Consider the following 19270-nt stretch of genomic DNA (forward strand, 5'->3'; position numbering starts at 1 on the left):
GTGCCTCGTGTGCGGGTTTCTGCGGGGCTAGCGTGCGCGTATGGGACAAGTGATGGGACCCGCGCAGGTCCGCGAAGTGGCCGACGAGCTGCGCACACACCGCGAGGACATGGAGATCCCGGCGCACGTGCTGGCGGACCGGCTGGGCTGGTCGCCGAGCAAGATCTCCCGGGTGGAGAACGGCCTGGCGCCGATCAGCGAGATCGACGTGGTGCGCTACGGCGCGCACTGCGGCATGCGAGCGCACGAGATCGAAGCACTGCTCGACATGTGCCGCGACCCGGGCGCACCCGGCTTCTGGATGTCGAAACGCTCGAGCACGTTGATCTTCCACGAGACCCAGGCCGACTCGTCGACGAGCTACAACCCGCTGGTCGTGCCGGGCATGCTGCAGACACAGGAGTACGCCGCCGAACTCATCGGAGACGGCAGCCCGTGGCTGGTGAACCTGCGGATGGAGCGTCAGCGGCTGCTGAGCGATCGACCGTTCGAGTTCTTCATTCACGAGCAGGCGCTGCGGCTCCCGGTGGGCGGCAACCGGGTGATGAACGAGCAGTTGCTCAAGCTGGTGTTGGTCGCCGGGCGACCGTCGATCACCGTTCGGGTGGTGCCATCGTCGCTGGGAGCGCGTTCGGTGCACGGTGGCTCGTTCGTGCTGTTCCACTACGAAAGCCACAAGCCACTGGTCTACCTGGAGCACGGGAAGATGGGCTTCTTCTTGGAGGATCAGGAGTGCGTGGACTCGTTCCGCCTGCTGCGAGACCGGCTCGGAGAGATGGCGTTGAGTAGAGGAGAATCGAGGGAGATGCTCGCCGCCCTGGCGAGCGAGTTCGACCGACCGGAGGTCTCTCCCGATGCTCCTGAGCACCTGGCGGAAGAGCAGTCACAGCGAGGCACCTGACGGCGACTGCGTCGAGGTGGCGTGGCGCAAGAGCAGCTACAGCTCGTCTCCCGACGGGAACTGCGTCGAGGTGGCGTTCGTTCCTGTCGGGGTGGCTGTACGCGACTCCAAGAACACCAGCGGCCCGACCCTCGCCTTCGAGAACGCCGCTTGGCGGGGGTTCCTGGCTACCGCGGGTAGGTGACCCGTCGGTAGCGTGTGAGTAACGCATAGCCCCGGATGGCCCCTGACCTGCAGGTCATGTCGCCGGGGCTTTGATCTGCCCCGATCGGGTGGGGCGGGTTCAGGGCTGTCAAGGGGGCGCGTACACTGGTTCGGTGGCGCATTCGTATTGCGCCGTTTCCGTCATGCGTATCGCCCGTGGGGGACATGCAGGGCGGTATGCGTATGACCAGCAAGCGAAACGCGGAGGACATGGGCAAGAAGGACGGGGCCATCGAGGTCGAAGGCCGTGTGGTGGAGCCGCTCCCCAACGCGATGTTCCGTGTCGAGTTGGAGAACGGACACAAGGTCCTCGCACACATCAGCGGCAAGATGCGGCAGCACTACATCCGCATCCTGCCGGAGGACCGAGTGGTCGTGGAGCTGTCGCCCTACGACCTGTCCCGCGGCCGAATCGTCTACCGCTACAAGTAGGGCCAGGAGAAACAGGGACGTGAAGGTCCAGCCGAGCGTCAAGAAGATCTGCGACAAGTGCAAGGTGATCCGCCGTCACGGCCGGGTCATGGTGATCTGCGAGAACCTGCGCCACAAGCAGCGCCAGGGCTGATCACCAAACCGTCGCGGGCCAGCTAGGACGCACCACAACAACAGATGCCCTTCCCAGACCTGCCGAGCCACACGGGCTCGGTTCACCCCCGGACCAGGCCGGGGCCCGGGTGACACCGGGGCGGCTGGGGAGCAGACCTGGAAGTGACCAGAACGAGGAGATATGGCACGCGTTTCTGGCGTCGACCTCCCCCGCGAGAAGCGGATGGAGATCGCGCTGACCTACATCTACGGCATCGGCCGTACGCGCTCCAAGGAGCTGCTCGCCGCCACCGGGATCAGCCCGGACCTGCGGGCGAAGGACCTGTCCGACGAGGACGTCACCAGGCTCCGCGACTACATCGAGGGCAACTACCGCGTCGAGGGTGACCTGCGCCGCGAGGTGAACGCCGACATCCGTCGCAAGATCGAGATCGGCTGCTACGAGGGCCTCCGCTGGCGTCGTGGCCTGCCAGTGCGCGGTCAGCGGACCAAGACCAACGCCCGCACCCGCAAGGGCCCCAAGAAGACCGTCGCCGGCAAGAAGAAGGCTGGGAAGAAGTGAGCTCGGTCGTCTCGGTCGTCGCCCAGCGGCGACGCAACCGCCAGTTCGTGGCGCTGCAGGTCGCACCCCGCAGCGCGCGGCCGCAGGCTCTCCGCGACCTCTACCGCGACGCGGGCACGATCCGCCGCACGGACAGCCGCGCCGAAGAGGCCACCAGCACCCCGACTTCTCGCTAACAGGAGCACCTCGAAGCAATGCCACCCAAGTCCCGCCAGGGCGCCGGAGTCAAGAAGGTCCGGCGCAAGGAAAAGAAGAACGTCTCTCACGGCCACGCGCACATCAAGAGCACGTTCAACAACACCATCGTCTCGATCACCGACCCGACCGGGAACGTGATCAGCTGGGCGTCCTCCGGCCACGTCGGCTTCAAGGGCTCCCGCAAGTCGACGCCGTTCGCCGCGCAGATGGCCGCCGAGAACGCCGCCCGCAAGGCGGCCGAGCACGGCATGCGCAAGGTCGACGTGTTCGTCAAGGGCCCCGGCTCCGGCCGGGAGACCGCGATCCGGTCGCTGCAGGCCGCCGGGCTCGAGGTCGGCACCATCCAGGACGTCACCCCGCAGCCGCACAACGGCTGCCGGCCGCCGAAGCGGCGTCGGGTCTAGGGGCAGGGGAGGAGTAGAAACCAATGGCTCGTTACACCGGCCCCGCGACCCGCAAGTCGCGTCGCCTCAAGGTTGACCTCGTCGGCGGCGACCGCGCCTTCGAGCGCCGCCCCTACCCGCCCGGCCAGCACGGCCGGGGCCGGATCAAGGAGAGCGAGTACCTGCTCCAGCTGCAGGAGAAGCAGAAGGCCCGCTACACCTACGGCGTGCTGGAGAAGCAGTTCCGCCGTTACTACGAGCAGGCCGCGCGCACCAAGGGCAAGACCGGCGAGGCGCTGCTGCAGCTGCTCGAGTCCCGGCTCGACAACGTGGTGTACCGCGCGGGCCTGGCCCGCACCCGCCGGCAGGCCCGGCAGCTGGTCAGCCACGGCCACTTCCTGGTGAACGGCAAGAAGGTCAACGTGCCGAGCTACCAGGTGTCGAAGTTCGACATCATCGACGTGAAGCCGAAGTCGGTGAACACGCTGCCGTTCGTCGTCGCGAAGGAGTCCTTCGGCGACCGTCCGATCCCGGGCTGGCTGCAGGTGGTGCAGAGCAACCTGCGGGTACTCGTGCACCAGCTGCCCGAGCGCGCGCAGATCGACGTGCCCGTGCAGGAACAGCTGATCGTCGAGTTCTACTCGAAGTGATCCACCCGGGAGGGCGGCTCCGGCCGCCTTCCCGGTCACATCGGTGGGCGTCAAATAGCGGTCGCCCCTGAGGTAAAGGAAACAGGAAAGTGCTGATTTCTCAGCGGCCCTCGCTCAGCGAGGAGCCGGTCAACGAGACACGCTCCCGGTTCACCATCGAACCGCTGGAGCCGGGCTTCGGCTACACGCTCGGCAACTCGCTGCGGCGCACGTTGCTGTCCTCGATCCCCGGCGCGTCGGTGACCAGCATCCGCATCGACGGCGTGCTGCACGAGTTCACCACCGTGCCGGGCGTGAAGGAAGACGTCACCGACATCATCCTCAACCTCAAGGAGCTCGTGGTCTCCTCCGAGGAGGACGAGCCGGTGACCATGTACCTGCGCAAGCAGGGCCCGGGCGAGGTCACCGCCGGCGACATCGTGCCGCCGGCCGGGGTCACCGTGCACAACCCGGACCTGCACATCGCTTCGCTGAACGGCAAGGGCAAGCTCGAGATCGAGCTGGTCGTCGAGCGCGGCCGCGGCTACGTGCCGGCCGTGCAGAACAAGCAGGCCGGCGCCGAGATCGGCCGGATCCCGGTCGACTCGATCTACTCGCCGGTGCTGCGGGTCACCTACAAGGTCGAGGCCACCCGTGTCGAGCAGCGCACGGACTTCGACCGGCTGATCCTCGACGTCGAGACCAAGCCGTCGATCACCCCGCGGGACGCGGTCGCGTCGGCCGGCAAGACGCTGGTCGAGCTGTTCGGCCTGGCCCGCGAGCTGAACGTGGACGCCGAGGGGATCGAGATCGGTCCGTCGCCGCAGGAGGCGGACACCATCGCCGCCTACGCGATGCCGATCGAGGACCTCGACCTCACCGTGCGTTCGTACAACTGCCTCAAGCGCGAGGGCATCCACACCGTGGGTGAGCTGGTGTCGCGCAGCGAGGCCGATCTGCTGGACATCCGCAACTTCGGTGCGAAGTCGATCGACGAGGTCAAGATGAAGCTCGTCGGCCTCGGCCTCGCGCTCAAGGACAGCCCGCCCGGGTTCGACCCGACCACGGCCGCCTCGGACTACTCGAGCGAGGCCTGGTCGGACTCGGTCGGCGGTAGCGATGCCAGCCACGACGATGGCCAGGACTACGCGGAGACGGAGCAGCTGTAATGCCCACGCCAACCAAGGGCGCCCGCCTGGGCGGCTCCCCGGCCCACGAGCGGCTGATGCTGGCGAACCTCGCCACGTCGCTGTTCCAGCACGGCCGGATCACCACCACCCAGGCCAAGGCCAAGAAGCTGCGGCCGTACGCCGAGCGCCTGATCACCAAGGCGAAGGTGGGTGACCTCCACAACCGCCGGATGATCATGAAGGTGATCCGGGACAAGGAGGTCGTGCACCGCCTCTGCACCGAGATCGGGCCGTTCTTCGCCGACCGCAACGGTGGCTACACGCGGATCATGAAGACGCTGCCCCGCAAGGGCGACAACGCGCCGATGGCCGTCATCGAGCTCGTGCAGGAGAAGACGGTCACCGCCGAGGCCGAGGCCGCGCGCAAGACCCGCTTCGCCGCCGACGAGAAGAAGGCCTCCGAGGAGACGGCCACCGAGGTGCCCGCGGCGGAGACCGCGGTCGCCGAGGAGGCCACCTCCGAGGCGGTCGAGGTCGAGGAGAGCGAGTCCGACGACGAGCACCCCTACGGCGCCGGCAGCCATGTCGCGCTGGAGGACGGCTCCGAGCCGGAGGGCTTCCCGATCAAGGGCAACGCCGACTCGATGAAGTACCACGTGCCGGGCGGCTCGCACTACGACCGCACCGTCGCCGAGGTCTGGTTCAGGACCGAGGAGGACGCGGAGAAGGCCGGCTTCACCAAGCCGGAGGGCGACCAGGACGCCGAGCAGGACACCGAGTCCTGACCGCGAATCCATCGAGCGAGCCCGCCACTCCTTCCCGGGGTGGCGGGCTCGCCCGCTTCCGCCTGGACATCGCCTACGACGGCACGGAGTTCTCCGGCTGGGCCCGGCAGCCCGACCGCCGCACGGTGTGCGGAATCCTGGAGGACACCATGTCGATGGTGCTGCGCCAGGACGTCCGCCTGACGGTCGCCGGCCGCACCGACGCCGGCGTGCACGCTCTCGGCCAGGTGGCGCACTGCGACCTGCACGATCCGGGCGCGTTCCGGGACCGGCTGACCCGCGCCCTGCCGGCCGACGTCCGGGTCACCGCGGTCACGCCGGCGCACCCGGCGTTCGACGCCCGGTTCTCGGCACTGCGCCGGCACTACGTCTACCGCATCCGCGACGAGCCGTGGGCCGCGAACCCGCTGCGCCGCACCGACACGGTCACCTGGCCCCGCCGGCTGGACCTGGACGCCATGAACGAGGCCGCGGCCGGCCTGATGGGCGAGCACGACTTCGTGGCGTTCTGCAAGCGCCGCGAGGGCGCCACCACGATCCGCGAGCTACAGCGCCTGACCTGGACCCGCGACGCCGACGGCGTACTGGTCGCGGCGGTGTCGGCCGACGCGTTCTGCCACTCGATGGTCCGCAGCCTGGTCGGCGCCATGACCGCCGTGGGGGAGGGCCGCCGGCCGGCCGACTGGCCCGCGTCCCTGCTCACGGCCACCGAGCGGGCGAACGCGGTCACCGTGGCCCCCGCGCACGGCCTGACCCTGGTCGCCGTCGACTACCCGCCGGACGACGAGCTGGCGGCCAGGGCCGAGCGAACCAGGAACGTCCGCACTCACTCCTGAGTGCGCCGCACCCGCGCCACCAGCTCCCCGGCGTTCTCGGTGAGCCCGGTGATGGTCGCGTTCGCGCCACCGCGGACCTTGAGCACGCAGCTGACGTCACCCCCGGCCCACCGGGCCAGCGCGTTGTCCCGCCCCTGGTTGACGACGACGTCGTCGAGGTCCGTCCACCGGATCGTCCGGGACGTGCCCGTGCGGTCGTGCACCAGCCCGTGCTCGTGCAGCCGGAACACCTCGCCCCGGCTGCGCAGCGCCCACACGCCGATGGCCACCCCCATCAGCAGCAGCCCGGCCCCGAACGCCAGCAGGACGATCGGCAGCAGCAGCGGATCACCGGTCGTGGCCACCTTCCCGGCACGCTCGTCGGTCGCCACCAGCAGCACGGTCGCCAGCGGGGTCAGCACCACGCCGGCGAGCAGCAGCACCACCGCACCCGTCATCCGGCGGCGGTAGTTGGTCGGGTAGGTGCCCACCAGCGCGCCAAGGTCGGTCACCATCGGCTCCTGTCGTCCGGCTGTGGCGACCAGTGTCCCGCGCCGGCCGCGCGGCCGGACCGGCACGGCCGTTAGCTGTCAGGCGACAGCACCGAGCGGCGCGTCCGGGGGAACGCGCCGCTCGGTGTCTTCCCGGTCAGCCGGTCAGAGGTCGAGCGTCCAGCCGTTCACGCGGCCGGTGTCGTACCGGTACACGTCCCGGACGCTGAGCCGCCAGGTGCCGTTGGCCTGCTCCGAGCCGAGGTTGACCGTGTACGTCTCGTTGATGTTGTTCGCGCCGTCCCACCCGCTGGAGTTCTTCAGCCGGTAGGTGGAGCCGTCCGGCGCGACCAGGTCGATCACGATGTCACCGCGGTAGGTGTGGGTGATGTCCACCGACACGCTCGCCGACGAGGACGCCGCGCCCTCGCAGCCGGAGATGGTGATCGGGCTGGTCACCGCCGGGCCGGCGTCCGGGATGGACACCCGGCTGGTGTTGGACACCGCGTCACAGCCGGTCGGGTCCGGGTCCGGGCCCGGGTCGGTGCCGCCGCCGGTGTAGAGCAGCAGGTTCGGCGAGCCGGAGCCCGGGTTCGAGATCGCGCCCGAGGTGGCGGAGCTGGTCAGCGCGTCGGCCACGGCCTGCGGCGACGCCGACGGGTTCGCCGACAGGTACAGCGCGGCCGCGCCCGCCACGTGCGGGCTGGCCATCGAGGTGCCGCTGATGGTGTTGCTGCCGCCGTTCAGCCAGGCCGAGGTGATGCCCTCGCCGGGCGCGAAGATGTCGGTGCACGTGCCGTAGTTGGAGAAGTACGACCGGGCGTCCGAGGAGTTCGACGCGTTCACCGTGAGCGCGTCGGGCACCCTGGCCGGCGAGTAGTTGCAGGCGTTGGCCGACGAGTTGCCGGACGCCACCGCGTAGGTCACGCCCGAGGCGATCGACGCCTCCGTGGCCGAGTCGATCGCGGTGTCGGCGCCGCCGCCGAGGCTCATGTTGGCCACGGCCGGGCCCTGCGCGTTGTCGGTCACCCAGTCGATGCCGGCGACGACCTGCGCGGTGGTGCCGGAGCCGGAGCAGTTCAGCACCCGCACGCCGACCAGCTCGACCTCCTTGGCCACGCCGTACGACGAGCCGCCGACGGTGCCGGCGACGTGCGTGCCGTGCCCGTGGCAGTCGTCGGCGGAGCCGCCGTCGATGGCGTCGTAGCCGGAGCTGGCCCGGCCGCCGAAGTCGGGGTGGTCGAAGTCGATGCCGGTGTCGATGACGTACGCGGTGACGTTGCTCGCGCCGGTCGCGTACGAGTAGTTGTCGTCCAGCGGCAGGTCGCGCTGGTCGATGCGGTCCAGGCCCCACGACGGCGGGTTCGGCTGGTCCGCGGAGATCGACACGGTCTGGTTCTGCTGCACGAAGTCGACGGCCGGGTCGGCGGCGAGCCGCTTGGCGGCCTGCTCGCTCATGGTGCCGGCGAACCCGCGCAGCGCGCTGCTGTAGCGGTGGGTGACCTTGGCGCCGTACTCGGCCGCGGTGCTGTCCACCTGGGCCTGGACGCCGTTCTTGAACACGACGACGTAGCTGTTGTCGATGGCGGTGGCCGAGTCGGTGCCGAGCACCGTCCCCTCGGCGGCGGACGCCGGCGCCGCGGTGAGCACCGCGAGACCGGTGGCCGCCGCCGTGGCGAGACCGATTCCGGCTAGCCGGCCGACCGACTTGCCCCGGAAGTGTCGCATTACTGGCTCTCCTCGTGTGCAGGGCGCATCGGCCCCAGCCCTCGATGGGGCCGATGCGGTGGGAGATGGATCGTTCGCGTGCGAACAAACTCCACACTTGCCGCCGGGCGACGGTTACACAAGAGAGTCGAACGTGTTCAGCGGGCGACTTATGAACATTTTGGACGGTCGCTGGGAACGGGATCAGCCGTCAGGCGCAGCAAGTGCCGCCGTTTGCCGCGTCCCGTCCGCTTTCCGGACACCGTTGATCAGTCGCCGCGTCGCACCGGCCCGAGGATTGCCTGCTCCTTCTGGGTGGTGACCAGCCGCAGCGGCTTCCACAGGTTCCGGCCGAGCGCGACGACCTGGTCGTCGGCCAGGTTGGTCAGCTGGTGCACCATCGGCGGCGGCAGCCGCCAGATCCGTGCGGCGAGCTGCGCCTGGCCGACCGGGAGGCGCTGCAGCAGCACCAGGTCGGCGGCGTTCGCGGTGGCACCGGCCTGCGGGTGCATGTACGGCAGCACGTAGACCGTGGTCTGCCACGGTGAACGCGGCGGGAACAGCTCCTGCGGGGTCGGCCCGCCGTCGTGCACCACCAGCAGCGGCCCGTCCTCCGACGGCCGGGGCAGCTCGACCGGGCTGAGCCTGCGGATCTGCACCAGCGGCGCCGGCCGCCCGTCCGGCCCGTTGCCGGCGGCCTTCTGCAGCACCTGCCAGGCCGCGGGCCGCCCGGTGGCGACGACCACCCAGGCGCCGACGGCCATCGCGCGCAGCGCCACCTGCCGGGCCAGGTAGAGACCCCCGACCAGCACGATCCTGGTCGGCGCGTTGCGCAGCGCGGAGATCGTCAGCGGCTCGCCCTGCAGGCCGGAGCCCAGCATCATGCCGCCGCGGTCACCACTCGGGCTGACCGCGTCGAGCATGGCCGCGTCGACGACGAACTCCTGACTGAGCCCGGTCGCGTTCTGCGCGTCGAGCAGCCTGCTCGACCCACCCGTACTCATGCTCGGCCTCCCAACGGCAGTGTGGCGGCGAGGCCGGCGACCTGGAGCCCGCGCAGCGGGGTGAGGGTGACGCCGAGCCGGTCGGAGATCGCGGTGAGGCGGCCGTCGGCGTACTCCAGCTCGCCGGGGGTGCGGGCGCTGACCCGGACCAGGCCGCGCAGGCCGACCTTGCCGTCCTCGCCGCCGGGGGCGATCGACACGGCCACGGTCGAGGACAGCGCGCGGACGCCGGTGAGCGCGTTCAGGCTCTGCGCGGTCTTGCCCCGCGACCAGCCGGTGATGGCGTAGCTGGCGTGCCCCACCCCGGCCGCGGTGACGCCGGTCCAGCGTTCACGCAGCGCGACCCGCTGGTTGGAGCCGGCGACCGCGGTCAGCTCGGCCGAGGAGATGCCGGCCTTGAGCAGCTCGTCCGGATCGAGCGGGCGGGTGGGCACGCCGCGGGACTCCAGCGCGTTGCGCACCCGGGACAGCGCGCCGATCAGCGCCCGGTGCGCGCCGAGCACACCGCCGCCGCGTTCCCGCACGGCGGCGGGACAGCGGCGCGGGTCGAGCCGGACCGCGACCCAGGTGGTGCGGCGCGCGGCGGCCGGCAGCGGGCCGAGCACCTCCATGTACGAGGCGAGCGCGGGCGAGTTCGGCGGGAGCGCGGCGCTGCCGGGGTAGCAGTGCCAGATGACCTGGATGGCGTCGAGCACCACGCCCCGGTCCTCCAGACACGGGGCGAGCGCGCCGAGCGGCAGGTTCGGCGAACCGCCGACCTGGGTGACCAGCGCGGGCGCCGGGTCGACGAGCAGCACCGCGGTCCAGGTGCCCTCGTGCCAGGCCAGGCCGAGCGGGCGGCGTTCGTGGTCGGTGCCGTGCGCGACGACGAGGTCGGGCACGGCCAGGCGCAGCAGGCTGACCCGGGGGTCGTCCGGTCCGGTGACCGGGGTGCCCTCCTCGGCGGCGATCTGCTCCATGCTGATCGGGTTGGTGGCCTTGGACACCCGGGCGTGCTGGCGGAACGCGTACTTGATGGTCAGCTTGATCCACTGGGTGAACCAGCGGCCGCGCCAGCGAATGGCGGCGATGACCAGGCCGACGAGCGCGATGAAGATCGCGACGTAGGCCATGATGTTGGTGTTGTCGATGGCGAGCAGCACCAGGCCGACGGCGACCGCGAGCTCCACCACGACGAGGTTGGACACCGGCAGCACGCCGAGGCTGGCCCCGCTGGTGCGGCGCCGCGCCGACAGCGGCGGCCGCGGCGGCTGAGCCGGCCGCGCTCCGGACGGCGGGCTACCCGGACCCCCCGGCCCGCTGGGACCACCCGGCCCACCCGGCCCGGAACCGCCAGGCCCGCTGGGACCGCCAGGACCTCCCGGCCCGCCAGGACCTCCCGGCCCGCCGGGGCCTCCCGGACCACTGGGGCCTCCCGGACCACTGGGGCCTCCCGGACCACTGGGGCCACCCGGACCTCCTGGGCCACCGGGTCCTCCTGGGCCACCAGGGCCTCGGGGTCCCTGAGGTACTTGCGGCCCCTGGGGCCCGTTCCCGACTGGTCCGCCCCCGCGGCCGGGTGGTCTCGGCGGCTGGCCCGGTGGAGGCGTCCTGCCCTGGTGTGGAGGAGTGCGCACCGACATCCGCTCGAATCTTCCCCTCGTGTTTGAACGCGCCCGTCCCGTCGATTGTGCCGATAGCGGCATGCGACCGGGGGCGCTGGGTCTATCCTGCGGAACGGTACCGCGAGTGGGGAGCTGTAGAGGCCGGAATGCCATCGACACCGACTACCAAGTCCCAAGTCCAGGCGTATCGCTTCGTGCTGCGCCGGATGCAGTCCGCGCTGGTCCGCAAGGACGCGGTGATGCTGCACGACCCCATGCGCACGCACTCGCGAGCGACCATCGTGGGGGTGTGCCTCGCCGCGCTCGGCATGCTTGGCTTCCTGATCTGGGGGATCCTGTCGCCCAAGCCGACGGCGCCGAACTCCGACGGCATCGTCATCGGCAAGCCGTCCGGCCAGGTCTACGTGATGATCGCGCAGCCGGAGAAGCAGCTGATCCCGGTGTTCGACCTCGCCTCCGCGCGGCTGCTGCTGCACGCCCGCAAGCAGGATGACAGCCAGGGCCCGAGCGGCTCGGACGGTCCAGGCACCGCGGCGGCCACCAACGTCCAGGTCGTCGCGCCGGAGGTGATCGACGACAACGAGCTGCGCAACATCCCGCGGGGCAGGCTGTCCGGCATCCCCGGCGGTCCGGGGCTCCTGCCCAGCAAGGACCAGCGGGTCGGTCCACCGTGGACGGTGTGCGACGAGACACAGCTGAACCGGGAGGGCTCGGACGAGAACGTCGACGAGAACGACCCGACGGCGAAGAACTCCGAGACGACCGTGATGGCCGGGGTCGACCAGTTGGGCGAGCAGTTGGCCCAGGGCGAGTCGCTGCTGGTGCGGCTGGACGCGGAGTCGGCGGAACAGGATCCGGCCGAACAGCCGGCGTACCTGGTGTACCGGACACCCGGCTCGGCGAACCTGCCGAACACCAGCGCGGTGCGGGCCGAGGTCGACCTGTCGGACAGCGCGGTACGCAACGCCCTCGACCTGTCCGGCCTGGAGCCGAGGGAGATCAGCGTCGGCCTGCTCAACGCGATCCCGGAGAAGGCCGAGCTGACCGCGCCGGGGGTCACCGGCACGGTCGGCGAACAGGCGGACGTCGACCTGGGCGACTCGGACCTGGAGAAGGTCGGCTCGGTGTTCCAGGTGCAGCGCGCGGCCAGCGAGCCGCAGTTCTACGTGGTGCACCGGGACGGCGTCGAGCAGATCAAGGAGACCACCGCCGACCTGCTGCGGTTCACCAACAGCGAGGGTGCCGAGATCGTGGCGGTCAGCCCGGAGGTGATCTCCGCCGCCGAGAAGCAGGACCGGATCGACGACTCGACGTTCCCGGAGAGCCGCACCGAGGTGCTGGAGGCGCGGAACTTCCCGGTGGCCTGCCTGAGCTGGAAGACGGTCGGCGAGGGCGTCAACCGCGAGGCGCGCACGGCGGTCTACATCGGCAAGGTGATCCCCGGCGATCCCAAGCCGGTGCGGATCTCCTCGCCGAGCGCGGACGGGGTGCGGATCGACTGGTTCTACATGCCGCCGGGGCACGGCGCCGTGGTGCGGCAGGCGACGTCGTCGGCGGACTTCGACAAGGGGCAGATCACGCTGGTGTCGGACCGAGGCGTGAAGTACGGCATCCCGGACTCGACGACGGCGGCGGTGCTCGGGTTGTCCGACCAGCTGCCGGCGCCGAGGAGCATCATCGGGCTGTTGCCGGACGGGGCGTCGCTGTCCGCGGACGACGCGCAGCAGAGCTTCGACTCGGTGGACGTCGAGCAGGGCGTGTACCCGACCGAGGACGGGCAGGAACAGCCGAGCGGCGGCGGTGCCGGCCAGTCGGGCGGAGGCTGACCCCGACTTTCGGTGGTACGGGAACCAGGACGGCTCGCTTATCGTCGGACCACCTGACGTGACAGCCGGCCGAGAGGTGCCACCCGTGACCGGGATCAAGTTCGACGCCGCCTGGGTGGGCGGCTACGCCAAGCTCACCGCCGCGAGCGCGGAGGCGCTGGACGAGGGCACGCGGACGATGGCGACGGATCCGCTGACCGAGGAGTCCTTCGGTCAGCTGGGCCGGACCGTCCACTCCACCCAGGCCTACGCGCGCACCGCGACCCACCTGCGTGACCAGCTGGCGCGCGCGGTGGCGGCGCTGAACTCCGCGTCCACCGGCCTGAACGAGGTCACGAAGAAGTACGTGGAGACCGACGAGGACGGCGCGGCCACCCTGACCCGAGGCGAGGCGGGGCGCTGATGACCGAGACCACCTCCGCTCCGGTCGAGCCCGACTCCGTCCTGGCCGCCGCCGACGCGCTGCGGGCGCGGGCGGCCGACCTGTCCCAGGCCAACACCGCGCCCACCTCCCCGCCGGCCGCCGACGTCCCCGACGGGACGGACGCGCGGATCCCGCCGGCCCCCGACGCGGCGGACGCGCGGATCCTGCCGGTGCCCGAGCCGCGCGGCTCGTCGGGCGGACCGGACGGCGGTGAGGTCGCCGACCGCTTCGCCGGGCACCTGGACTACCTGTCCCGCCTGGCGCGTGATCTCGGCGTGCCGGACCCGGTCGAGGAGTACTTCGCGCCGGTCGTCGGCCGGTGGAGCGACCTGCACGCCGAGGCCGAGCGCTGGCGCCTGGTCGGCGACGCCGCCCGCGAGGTGACCGAGTCGCTGGACCGCCCGCTCGGCAAGCTCGACGCCGCGTGGGACGGCGAGGCCGCCGACTCGTTCATCGCCTACATGCAGAAGATGGGCCTGGCCGGTCAGGACCTGACCGACGCGATGCTCGGCCTGGCCGACGTCCTGGACGTCACCGCGGACGGCATCCGCGAGATCGTCATGCAGCTCGCGGCGGTGCTCGGGGACACGGCCGAGGCGGCCTCGGATGCGATGGTCGGGCCGGTGGCCGGCGACGAGCGCACCCGCCAGTACCTCGACCTGATGCGCAGGCCGACGAAGGAGCTGTTCGAGGCGGTCCGCGAGATCCTCGAGGCGTTCGTGCGGCTCTGCGAGGGCATCGACGGGTCGGCGGCGTTCGAGCAGTTCCGGATGGAGCACACCTTCCCCGCCGAGAACTGGACCTTCGAGCAGCCGAAGCCGCCCGAGGAGCCCAAGCCGGACCCGAAGACCGACCCGTCCGCCACCGGCATGGGCGGTGGCGGTGGCGGCGTCGGGGGCGGCGGCGCGGGCGGTTTCGGCGGCGGCGGTGGCGGCGCGTCGGCCGGCGGCCCGTCCGGGCCGAGCGGCCCCGGCGGCTACACGTTCGCGACCGAGCAGCTGCCGACCACGAAGCCGGAGCAGCCGGTGGCCACCTCGTCCTCGGGCGGTGGTGGCGGCGGTGCCGGCCGGCCGATGGGCGGGATGATGCCGATGGGCATGATGGGCGCCATGGGGCAGGGCGCCCAGAACGGCGAGCACCAGTCCCGCAGCCGGGTGGTCGCCGACCCCACCGAGATCTTCGGCGAGCCGGAGAAGGCGTCCGCGCCCATCATCGGCGCCGACGACGAGTGACGGCGGCTCAGTCCAGGCAGAACTCGTTGTCCTCGATGTCCCGCATCACGATGCAGGACTCGTTCTCCTCGTCTGCGGGCAGCAGCCGCTCGCGGACCGCGCCGAGCGCGACCAGCCGTGCGCACTCGGCCTCGAGCGCGGCGAGGCGCTCCGCACCCACCATCCCGGTACCGACCCGAACGTCGATGTGCACCCGGTTCTTGACGATCTTGCCTTCGGGAACGCGCTGGAAGTACAGCCGAGGGCCGACCCCTTCGGGATCGGCGGCGGAGTCCGCGTCCGCCGTGTAGCCCAACACCTGGCTCCAGAAGCGGGCGAGGCGCTCGGGTTCCGCGCAGTCGAAGGTGATCTGGACCTGTCTGATCGACGACATCGGCCCACGATAAATCTAGTGTTCCGGCGCGCCGGCGCCGGTCGGGTCGATGTCGGGTCCCACGGCGATCAGCACGGTGATCACGGCGAGCCAGGTGAGAACGAAGGCGAGTACCCAGAAGCGGGGGTTGGCGAGCAGCCGGGTCATTGCGGGAACCTCCCATCGGCAGGGCGGGCGGAGTGCCACGTGGGATGGCTGAGCGGGTCGCGACGGTGCGGCCGGCCCAGCTACAGCCATCGGTTCCGGCGGAATATTCGGTAGAGGATCAGGCAGGCGCCGAGGATCACGGTCATCACCAGCGGGTAGCCGAACCGCCAGTGGGTCTCCGGCATGTAGTCGAAGTTCATGCCGTACACGCCGACCACCATCGTCGGCACCGCGATGATCGCGGCCCAGGCGGTGATCTTGCGCATGTCGGCGGCCTGTTGCAGGTTGATCTTGGCGAGGGTGGCGTCGACCAGCGTGGTGAGCAGCTCGTCGAAGCTGGCGACGCGGTCGGACACCGTGGTGAGGTGGTCGTCGACGTCGCGGAAGTACGAACGGACCTGTTCGGGCACCAGCGGTGTGTAGCCCTCGGCGAGCCGGCGCAGCGGCACGGCCAGCGGCAGCACCGCGCGGCGCAGTTCCAGGATCTCCCGCTTCATCAGGTACATCTGCTCGGCGCCGATGGGGCTGCGCGGCGCGAACACGCTGGTCTCGATCACGTCGATGTCGTTCTCGAACGACTCGCTGACCGCGAGGTAGCTGTCCACGACGCGGTCGGCGATGCCGTGCAGCACCGCGGCCGGGCCGATCCGCAGCCGCTCCGGCTCGGCCTCCATCTCCTCGCGGAGCTTGGTGAGGCCGGAGTGCTTGCCGTGGCGGACGGTGACGATGAAGTTCCTGCCGAGGAACGCCATGATCTCGCCGGTCTCGACGATCTCGTTGGCGGTGGTGGGGGACTGGTGCTCGATGTAGCGGACGGTCTTGAGCACCATGAACAGGGTTTCCTCGTACCGGTCGAGCTTGGGGCGCTGGTGCGCGGTGACCGCGTCCTCCACGGCCAGCTCGTGCAGTCCGAAGGTCTCGGCGATGCCCTGGATCTGCTGCTCGTCCGGCTCGTACAGCCCGATCCACACGAAGCCGTCGCGCCGACCGCGTACCTCGGCGACCGCGTCGGCGTGCGAGAACCGGCCGGGCAAGCGTTTGCCATCCACGTACACCGCGCAGTCGATGACGTGCGCGGACCGCGCGGCCGTGACCGGGGCGGGGGTCGCGCGGTTCGACCGGCCTCGACGGCCGCCGAGCGGGCGGATGGCAGGCATGTGTCCTCCAGCGATGAACGTCGGGTTGCGACGCGCCAGAGATCTCCGGCGCCGGAGCGTCCGGCCGGAATCCGCGGGTTGCCCCCTAGCGGGAGACCCTTCCAGCGAGGACGCGGGTCATACTGCTACCAGTCGCGCCGTCATGGTTATGCGGTTCGCTCACGCGTCCTCACCTCCTCGGGTCTTGTGGCTCACACACCAGTTGTCGAGGGTACCCCACCTGGCAGACTGCGCTGAGTTCGGACGGTCGGCGGCGGATCGACGGAGGCAATCGTGCAGTTCGGTCGGTACTACGAGGAGTTCGAGGTCGGCGCGGTCTACAAGCACTGGCCGGGCAAGACGGTCACCGAGTACGACGACCACCTGTTCTGCCTGCTGACCATGAACCACCACCCGCTGCACCTGGACGCGAACTACGCCGAGAACACGACGGACTTCGGGAAGAACGTGGTGGTCGGCAACTACGTCTACTCGCTGCTGCTCGGCATGTCCGTGCCGGACGTGTCCGGGAAGGCGATCGCGAACCTGGAGATCGAGTCGCTGCGGCACGTGAAGCCGACCTTCCACGGCGACACGATCTACGGCGAGACCGAGGTGCTGGAGAAGACCCCGTCGAGGTCGAAGGACGACCGCGGCGTCGTGTACGTGGAGACGCGCGGTTACAAGCAGGACGGCACTGTGGTGTGTACGTTCCGCCGGAAGGTGATGGTGCCCAAACGCTCCTACGGCGAGTCGAGGGGTGGCGAACAACCCGCCCGCCCGGAGCCTCGGGCAGACTGAGCACCATGAGCGCCGCGACGCTGGAGCAGATCCGCCGACGTCTGCGGAGGTTCGCGGACGACGAGGCGGCAGCCGTCTCCCCGCTCTACAGCCATCTTGCCGGGCACGCCGCCGAAACCGACGAGGTGGCGGGGTTGTTGACCGCGGCGCCCGAGGAGAAGGCGCACCCCACGCTGCTGTTCGCCGCCGTACAGCGGGTGTTGCAGGCCGAGCCGTTCCACGAGCTGACGAGGTACTACCCGTCGCTCGGCGGCAACTGCGGCCCCGACAGCGAGACGTGGCAGGTCTTCCACACGTTCGTGGTCGAACGAGCCGATCGGGTGAGGTCACTGATCGGTACGCGCGTGACCCAGACCAACGAGGTCCGCCGAGCCGCGCTCCTCTACCCGGCGGTCGCGATCGCCGCCCGCCAAGCCGGTGCCCCCGTGGCGTTGCTGGAGGTCGGCACGAGCGCCGGCCTGCTGCTCGGCCTGGCGGCGTACTCGTACCGCTACCAGACCCAACAGGCAGGACAACTGGCCGCGGGCCCCACCCGCTCGACGGTCGGTCTGCACTGCGCCCTGGCCCTGGCCCCCGGCGCGAACCTCCCGACGATCCCGAAGAAGCTGGCCGTGGCGACCAGGATCGGAATGGACACGAGCCCGGTCGACCTGACCGACGAGGAGGAGTACGCCTGGCTGGAGGCGTGCGTGTGGCCCGACCAGCCGGAGCGCCTCCGCCTCTTCGGAGCCGCCGCCGCGGCGCAACGTAAGTCCCCACCCGACCTGGTGACAGGTGACGCCGTCGACGATTTGGCGGCCGTAGCCGACCGCGTGCCAGCGGACGAGCCGATCGTCGTACTGACGTCGAACGTGCTGTGGCAGTTCACAGAGGAGCGCAGGCAGGAGTTCCTCACCGAACTGCGCCGCCTGGCCGAGCGGCGCCCCCTGTGGTGGGTGAGCCAGGAGGGCTACACCGCCGGCCTGTCCACCCTCCTACCCCACCGCGACGAGCTACAACCGGCCGAAGGCGAGCCCACGTTCGGCGTCCTAGGCCTCGTGCGCTGGGCGAACGGCACCCCGCACGCCACCGCCCTCGCCCGCACCGCCCTACACGGCGAACGCATGGAGTGGCTCGCCTGACGCCGCCCGCCCCCGAACCTCACGGCCCCGAACCTCGCAGCCCGTGAGTACGGACCCGCACAGCCCGCGAACGCCCGCCTCGCGACCCGCGAACGTACGACTCGCGCGACGAGAACGTACGACTCGCGCGGTTCGCGAGTCGTACGCTCCGGGTCGGTGAGTCGTACGTTCCGGGAGGGGTGGGGCTCGCGCGCCGGGACGGTACGACTCGCGGGACGGGAGCGTACGACTCGCGGGACGGGAGCGTACGACTCGCGGGACGGGAGCGTACGACTCGCGGGACGGGAGCGTACGACTCGCGGGACGGGAGCGTACGACTCGCGGGTGGGGAGGGTGGGGCTCGTGCGTGTTTCCTGGGGTCGGAAACTGTCGGTGCTGGTCGGTAGAGTGGAAATCGGGGGACCCTCTACCAGCGAATGGAGCCTTTCGTTGGTAATCGTTCGTTTGGGGGTCTTGCGTATTTGGGGCTTTTGTGGTGGGGCGCCGGTGGTCGTGGGTGGGTCAAGGGTGGGGTAGGGCGTTCCAGTCACGGAGTGTGTTCGCCAGTTCGGGGACCAGGGTGCCGGTTCGCTCCATCGTGTGGAACTGGGTGGCGTTTAGCCAGGCTGCTTCGGTGGCGTCGTCGCCGGGGTGTAGGGAACCGGCTGTGACGGTCGCGGCGTAGTCGTGGATCTCGAAGGTGCCGGTGGGCGCGGGGCGGTGTACGGTCCCGACCAGTTTCCCTGGTAGCACGTGCAAACCGGTCTCCTCGAGCAACTCTCGAACCAGGGCTTCGTGGTCGGTCTCGTCACGTTCTACGCGGCCGCCCGGGAGCGACCAGAGACCCTCGCCCGGCGGGCGGCCGCGGCGGATGAGCAGGAGCCGTCCCGCTGCGTCATGAACGATCCCGCCGACACACCTGATCATCGGAACCTCCACCCTCGATCCGATCACGGTACGTAGCCAAAACGGGCTAGCACACCCGGCCACTGCCCCAAGAGCGGGACTGGGCTCCCGTTCGGCCCCCAGGTGCGGTACAAGTGTTGCAAAGGTTTGTCAGCAACCGACGATCGCCGATCGCCCAGGACACGGAGTAGTTGCGGTGAATGTCAAGAAGGCACTGATAATTTCCGGCGCTGCGTTGGTGGTGTTCTTCCTGGTGACCCAACCGGTCCAGTCGGCCGCGCTGGTGACCTCGATCCTGAACACCCTCAAGGACGCGGCCGAAGCAGTCATCACGTTCGTACGCTCGGTGTTCCAGACATAAACCGG

The 19270-nt window shown here is 70.4% G+C and carries 25 protein-coding genes; 17 read left to right on the top strand and 8 right to left on the bottom strand.

Annotated features, from left to right (window positions below):
• Positions 1-40: 40 nt before the first annotated feature.
• The 11 genes from JT362_RS29800 to truA all read left to right on the top strand — a co-directional run bounded on the left by JT362_RS29800 (position 41) and on the right by truA (position 6174).
• Positions 41-901 (top strand): helix-turn-helix domain-containing protein, encoded by an 861-nt coding sequence (locus JT362_RS29800; protein WP_260195168.1) that lies wholly within the window; start codon positions 41-43, stop codon positions 899-901.
• A complete protein-coding gene (locus tag JT362_RS29805) occupies positions 855-1085 on the top strand; it encodes a DUF397 domain-containing protein (RefSeq protein WP_260195169.1) in 231 nt (76 codons plus the stop codon). Before JT362_RS29800 ends, JT362_RS29805 begins: the two co-directional genes overlap by 47 nt.
• A 230-nt stretch (positions 1086-1315) precedes the next feature.
• Complete coding sequence (gene infA / locus JT362_RS29810; protein WP_005166804.1) at positions 1316-1537, top strand: translation initiation factor IF-1; 222 nt, start codon at positions 1316-1318, stop codon at positions 1535-1537.
• Positions 1538-1556: 19 nt separating this feature from the next.
• Positions 1557-1670: a 50S ribosomal protein L36 gene (gene rpmJ, locus JT362_RS29815; RefSeq protein WP_010148647.1), complete on the top strand. Its 114-nt coding sequence runs from the start codon at positions 1557-1559 to the stop codon at positions 1668-1670.
• Between the two features lie 162 nt (positions 1671-1832).
• Positions 1833-2213, top strand: a complete 381-nt coding sequence (gene rpsM, locus JT362_RS29820; protein ID WP_260195170.1) for a 30S ribosomal protein S13 — start codon at positions 1833-1835, stop codon at positions 2211-2213.
• Positions 2210-2389, top strand: coding sequence for a hypothetical protein (locus JT362_RS29825; RefSeq protein ID WP_260195171.1), 180 nt, complete (start codon positions 2210-2212; stop codon positions 2387-2389). Before rpsM ends, JT362_RS29825 begins: the two co-directional genes overlap by 4 nt.
• 18 nt (positions 2390-2407) lie before the next feature.
• Positions 2408-2815 carry a 30S ribosomal protein S11 gene (gene rpsK / locus JT362_RS29830; protein WP_260195172.1) on the top strand — a complete coding sequence of 136 codons (408 nt, stop codon included), beginning with the start codon at positions 2408-2410 and terminating at the stop codon, positions 2813-2815.
• A gap of 23 nt (positions 2816-2838) precedes the next feature.
• Positions 2839-3444 carry a 30S ribosomal protein S4 gene (gene rpsD, locus JT362_RS29835; RefSeq protein ID WP_260195173.1) on the top strand — a complete coding sequence of 202 codons (606 nt, stop codon included), beginning with the start codon at positions 2839-2841 and terminating at the stop codon, positions 3442-3444.
• Between the two features lie 89 nt (positions 3445-3533).
• Positions 3534-4592, top strand: coding sequence for a DNA-directed RNA polymerase subunit alpha (locus JT362_RS29840; protein WP_260195174.1), 1059 nt, complete (start codon positions 3534-3536; stop codon positions 4590-4592).
• Positions 4592-5338, top strand: a complete 747-nt coding sequence (rplQ, locus tag JT362_RS29845) for a 50S ribosomal protein L17, sunset domain variant (protein ID WP_446014141.1) — start codon at positions 4592-4594, stop codon at positions 5336-5338. Before JT362_RS29840 ends, rplQ begins: the two co-directional genes overlap by 1 nt.
• 62 nt (positions 5339-5400) lie before the next feature.
• Positions 5401-6174 (top strand): tRNA pseudouridine(38-40) synthase TruA, encoded by a 774-nt coding sequence (truA, locus tag JT362_RS29850; RefSeq protein WP_260195257.1) that lies wholly within the window; start codon positions 5401-5403, stop codon positions 6172-6174.
• Here truA and JT362_RS29855 read toward each other — a convergent pair.
• From JT362_RS29855 to eccE, 4 genes are all read right to left on the bottom strand, one after another.
• On the bottom strand, positions 6165-6668 hold the full coding sequence (locus JT362_RS29855; RefSeq protein WP_260195175.1) for a hypothetical protein: 504 nt from the start codon (positions 6666-6668) through the stop codon (positions 6165-6167). The two genes, truA and JT362_RS29855, sit on opposite strands and share 10 nt — an antisense overlap.
• 141 nt (positions 6669-6809) lie before the next feature.
• Complete coding sequence (locus JT362_RS29860; protein WP_260195176.1) at positions 6810-8372, bottom strand: S8 family peptidase; 1563 nt, start codon at positions 8370-8372, stop codon at positions 6810-6812.
• 248 nt (positions 8373-8620) lie between these two features.
• Entirely contained in the window at positions 8621-9355 is a 735-nt protein-coding gene (locus JT362_RS29865) for a hypothetical protein (protein ID WP_260195177.1), read from the bottom strand.
• Positions 9352-10542 (bottom strand): type VII secretion protein EccE, encoded by a 1191-nt coding sequence (gene eccE / locus JT362_RS29870; RefSeq protein ID WP_311202764.1) that lies wholly within the window; start codon positions 10540-10542, stop codon positions 9352-9354. Before eccE ends, JT362_RS29865 begins: the two co-directional genes overlap by 4 nt.
• Before the next feature lie 563 nt (positions 10543-11105).
• On the opposite strand from eccE, the gene eccB reads away from it, so the two are divergent.
• The 3 genes from eccB to JT362_RS29885 all read left to right on the top strand — a co-directional run bounded on the left by eccB (position 11106) and on the right by JT362_RS29885 (position 14441).
• Positions 11106-12785, top strand: coding sequence for a type VII secretion protein EccB (gene eccB / locus JT362_RS29875; protein WP_260195178.1), 1680 nt, complete (start codon positions 11106-11108; stop codon positions 12783-12785).
• Positions 12786-12870: 85 nt separating this feature from the next.
• Positions 12871-13188, top strand: a complete 318-nt coding sequence (locus JT362_RS29880) for a hypothetical protein (protein ID WP_260195179.1) — start codon at positions 12871-12873, stop codon at positions 13186-13188.
• On the top strand, positions 13188-14441 hold the full coding sequence (locus JT362_RS29885) for a WXG100 family type VII secretion target (protein WP_260195180.1): 1254 nt from the start codon (positions 13188-13190) through the stop codon (positions 14439-14441). Before JT362_RS29880 ends, JT362_RS29885 begins: the two co-directional genes overlap by 1 nt.
• Positions 14442-14448: 7 nt before the next feature.
• On the opposite strand, the gene JT362_RS29890 is transcribed toward JT362_RS29885, so the two are convergent.
• The 3 genes from JT362_RS29890 to JT362_RS29900 form a co-directional block, all read right to left on the bottom strand.
• Positions 14449-14814, bottom strand: coding sequence for a VOC family protein (locus tag JT362_RS29890; protein ID WP_260195181.1), 366 nt, complete (start codon positions 14812-14814; stop codon positions 14449-14451).
• A gap of 15 nt (positions 14815-14829) precedes the next feature.
• A complete protein-coding gene (locus tag JT362_RS29895) occupies positions 14830-14961 on the bottom strand; it encodes a hypothetical protein (RefSeq protein WP_260195182.1) in 132 nt (43 codons plus the stop codon).
• A gap of 80 nt (positions 14962-15041) precedes the next feature.
• Positions 15042-16118, bottom strand: coding sequence for a magnesium and cobalt transport protein CorA (locus tag JT362_RS29900; RefSeq protein ID WP_260195183.1), 1077 nt, complete (start codon positions 16116-16118; stop codon positions 15042-15044).
• A gap of 273 nt (positions 16119-16391) precedes the next feature.
• On the opposite strand from JT362_RS29900, the gene JT362_RS29905 reads away from it, so the two are divergent.
• Positions 16392-16898 (top strand): MaoC family dehydratase, encoded by a 507-nt coding sequence (locus JT362_RS29905; RefSeq protein WP_260195184.1) that lies wholly within the window; start codon positions 16392-16394, stop codon positions 16896-16898.
• Positions 16899-16903: 5 nt separating this feature from the next.
• Positions 16904-18019, top strand: coding sequence for a DUF2332 domain-containing protein (locus JT362_RS29910; protein ID WP_260195185.1), 1116 nt, complete (start codon positions 16904-16906; stop codon positions 18017-18019).
• Between the two features lie 501 nt (positions 18020-18520).
• Here JT362_RS29910 and JT362_RS29915 read toward each other — a convergent pair.
• Entirely contained in the window at positions 18521-18952 is a 432-nt protein-coding gene (locus JT362_RS29915) for an NUDIX hydrolase (protein ID WP_311202765.1), read from the bottom strand.
• Between the two features lie 148 nt (positions 18953-19100).
• On the opposite strand from JT362_RS29915, the gene JT362_RS29920 reads away from it, so the two are divergent.
• Complete coding sequence (locus tag JT362_RS29920; RefSeq protein ID WP_260195186.1) at positions 19101-19265, top strand: hypothetical protein; 165 nt, start codon at positions 19101-19103, stop codon at positions 19263-19265.
• Positions 19266-19270 lie beyond the last annotated feature (5 nt).

Origin of the sequence: Actinophytocola gossypii (assembly GCF_025165815.1) — a bacterium.
GTDB lineage: Bacteria > Actinomycetota > Actinomycetes > Mycobacteriales > Pseudonocardiaceae > Actinophytocola > Actinophytocola gossypii.

Excerpts from the sequence above, each read along its gene's own strand:
- JT362_RS29800 (WP_260195168.1), top strand. The coding sequence starts at position 41 with ATGGGACAAGTGATGGGACCCGCGCAGGTCCGCGAAGTGGCCGACGAG.
- JT362_RS29805 (WP_260195169.1), top strand. The coding sequence starts at position 855 with ATGCTCCTGAGCACCTGGCGGAAGAGCAGTCACAGCGAGGCACCTGAC.
- infA (WP_005166804.1), top strand. The coding sequence starts at position 1,316 with ATGGGCAAGAAGGACGGGGCCATCGAGGTCGAAGGCCGTGTGGTGGAG.
- rpsM (WP_260195170.1), top strand. The coding sequence starts at position 1,833 with ATGGCACGCGTTTCTGGCGTCGACCTCCCCCGCGAGAAGCGGATGGAG.
- rpsK (WP_260195172.1), top strand. The coding sequence starts at position 2,408 with ATGCCACCCAAGTCCCGCCAGGGCGCCGGAGTCAAGAAGGTCCGGCGC.
- rpsD (WP_260195173.1), top strand. The coding sequence starts at position 2,839 with ATGGCTCGTTACACCGGCCCCGCGACCCGCAAGTCGCGTCGCCTCAAG.
- rplQ (WP_446014141.1), top strand. The coding sequence starts at position 4,592 with ATGCCCACGCCAACCAAGGGCGCCCGCCTGGGCGGCTCCCCGGCCCAC.
- JT362_RS29855 (WP_260195175.1), bottom strand. The coding sequence starts at position 6,668 with ATGGTGACCGACCTTGGCGCGCTGGTGGGCACCTACCCGACCAACTAC.
- JT362_RS29860 (WP_260195176.1), bottom strand. The coding sequence starts at position 8,372 with ATGCGACACTTCCGGGGCAAGTCGGTCGGCCGGCTAGCCGGAATCGGT.
- JT362_RS29865 (WP_260195177.1), bottom strand. The coding sequence starts at position 9,355 with ATGAGTACGGGTGGGTCGAGCAGGCTGCTCGACGCGCAGAACGCGACC.
- eccB (WP_260195178.1), top strand. The coding sequence starts at position 11,106 with ATGCCATCGACACCGACTACCAAGTCCCAAGTCCAGGCGTATCGCTTC.
- JT362_RS29885 (WP_260195180.1), top strand. The coding sequence starts at position 13,188 with ATGACCGAGACCACCTCCGCTCCGGTCGAGCCCGACTCCGTCCTGGCC.
- JT362_RS29890 (WP_260195181.1), bottom strand. The coding sequence starts at position 14,814 with ATGTCGTCGATCAGACAGGTCCAGATCACCTTCGACTGCGCGGAACCC.
- JT362_RS29895 (WP_260195182.1), bottom strand. The coding sequence starts at position 14,961 with ATGACCCGGCTGCTCGCCAACCCCCGCTTCTGGGTACTCGCCTTCGTT.
- JT362_RS29900 (WP_260195183.1), bottom strand. The coding sequence starts at position 16,118 with ATGCCTGCCATCCGCCCGCTCGGCGGCCGTCGAGGCCGGTCGAACCGC.
- JT362_RS29910 (WP_260195185.1), top strand. The coding sequence starts at position 16,904 with ATGAGCGCCGCGACGCTGGAGCAGATCCGCCGACGTCTGCGGAGGTTC.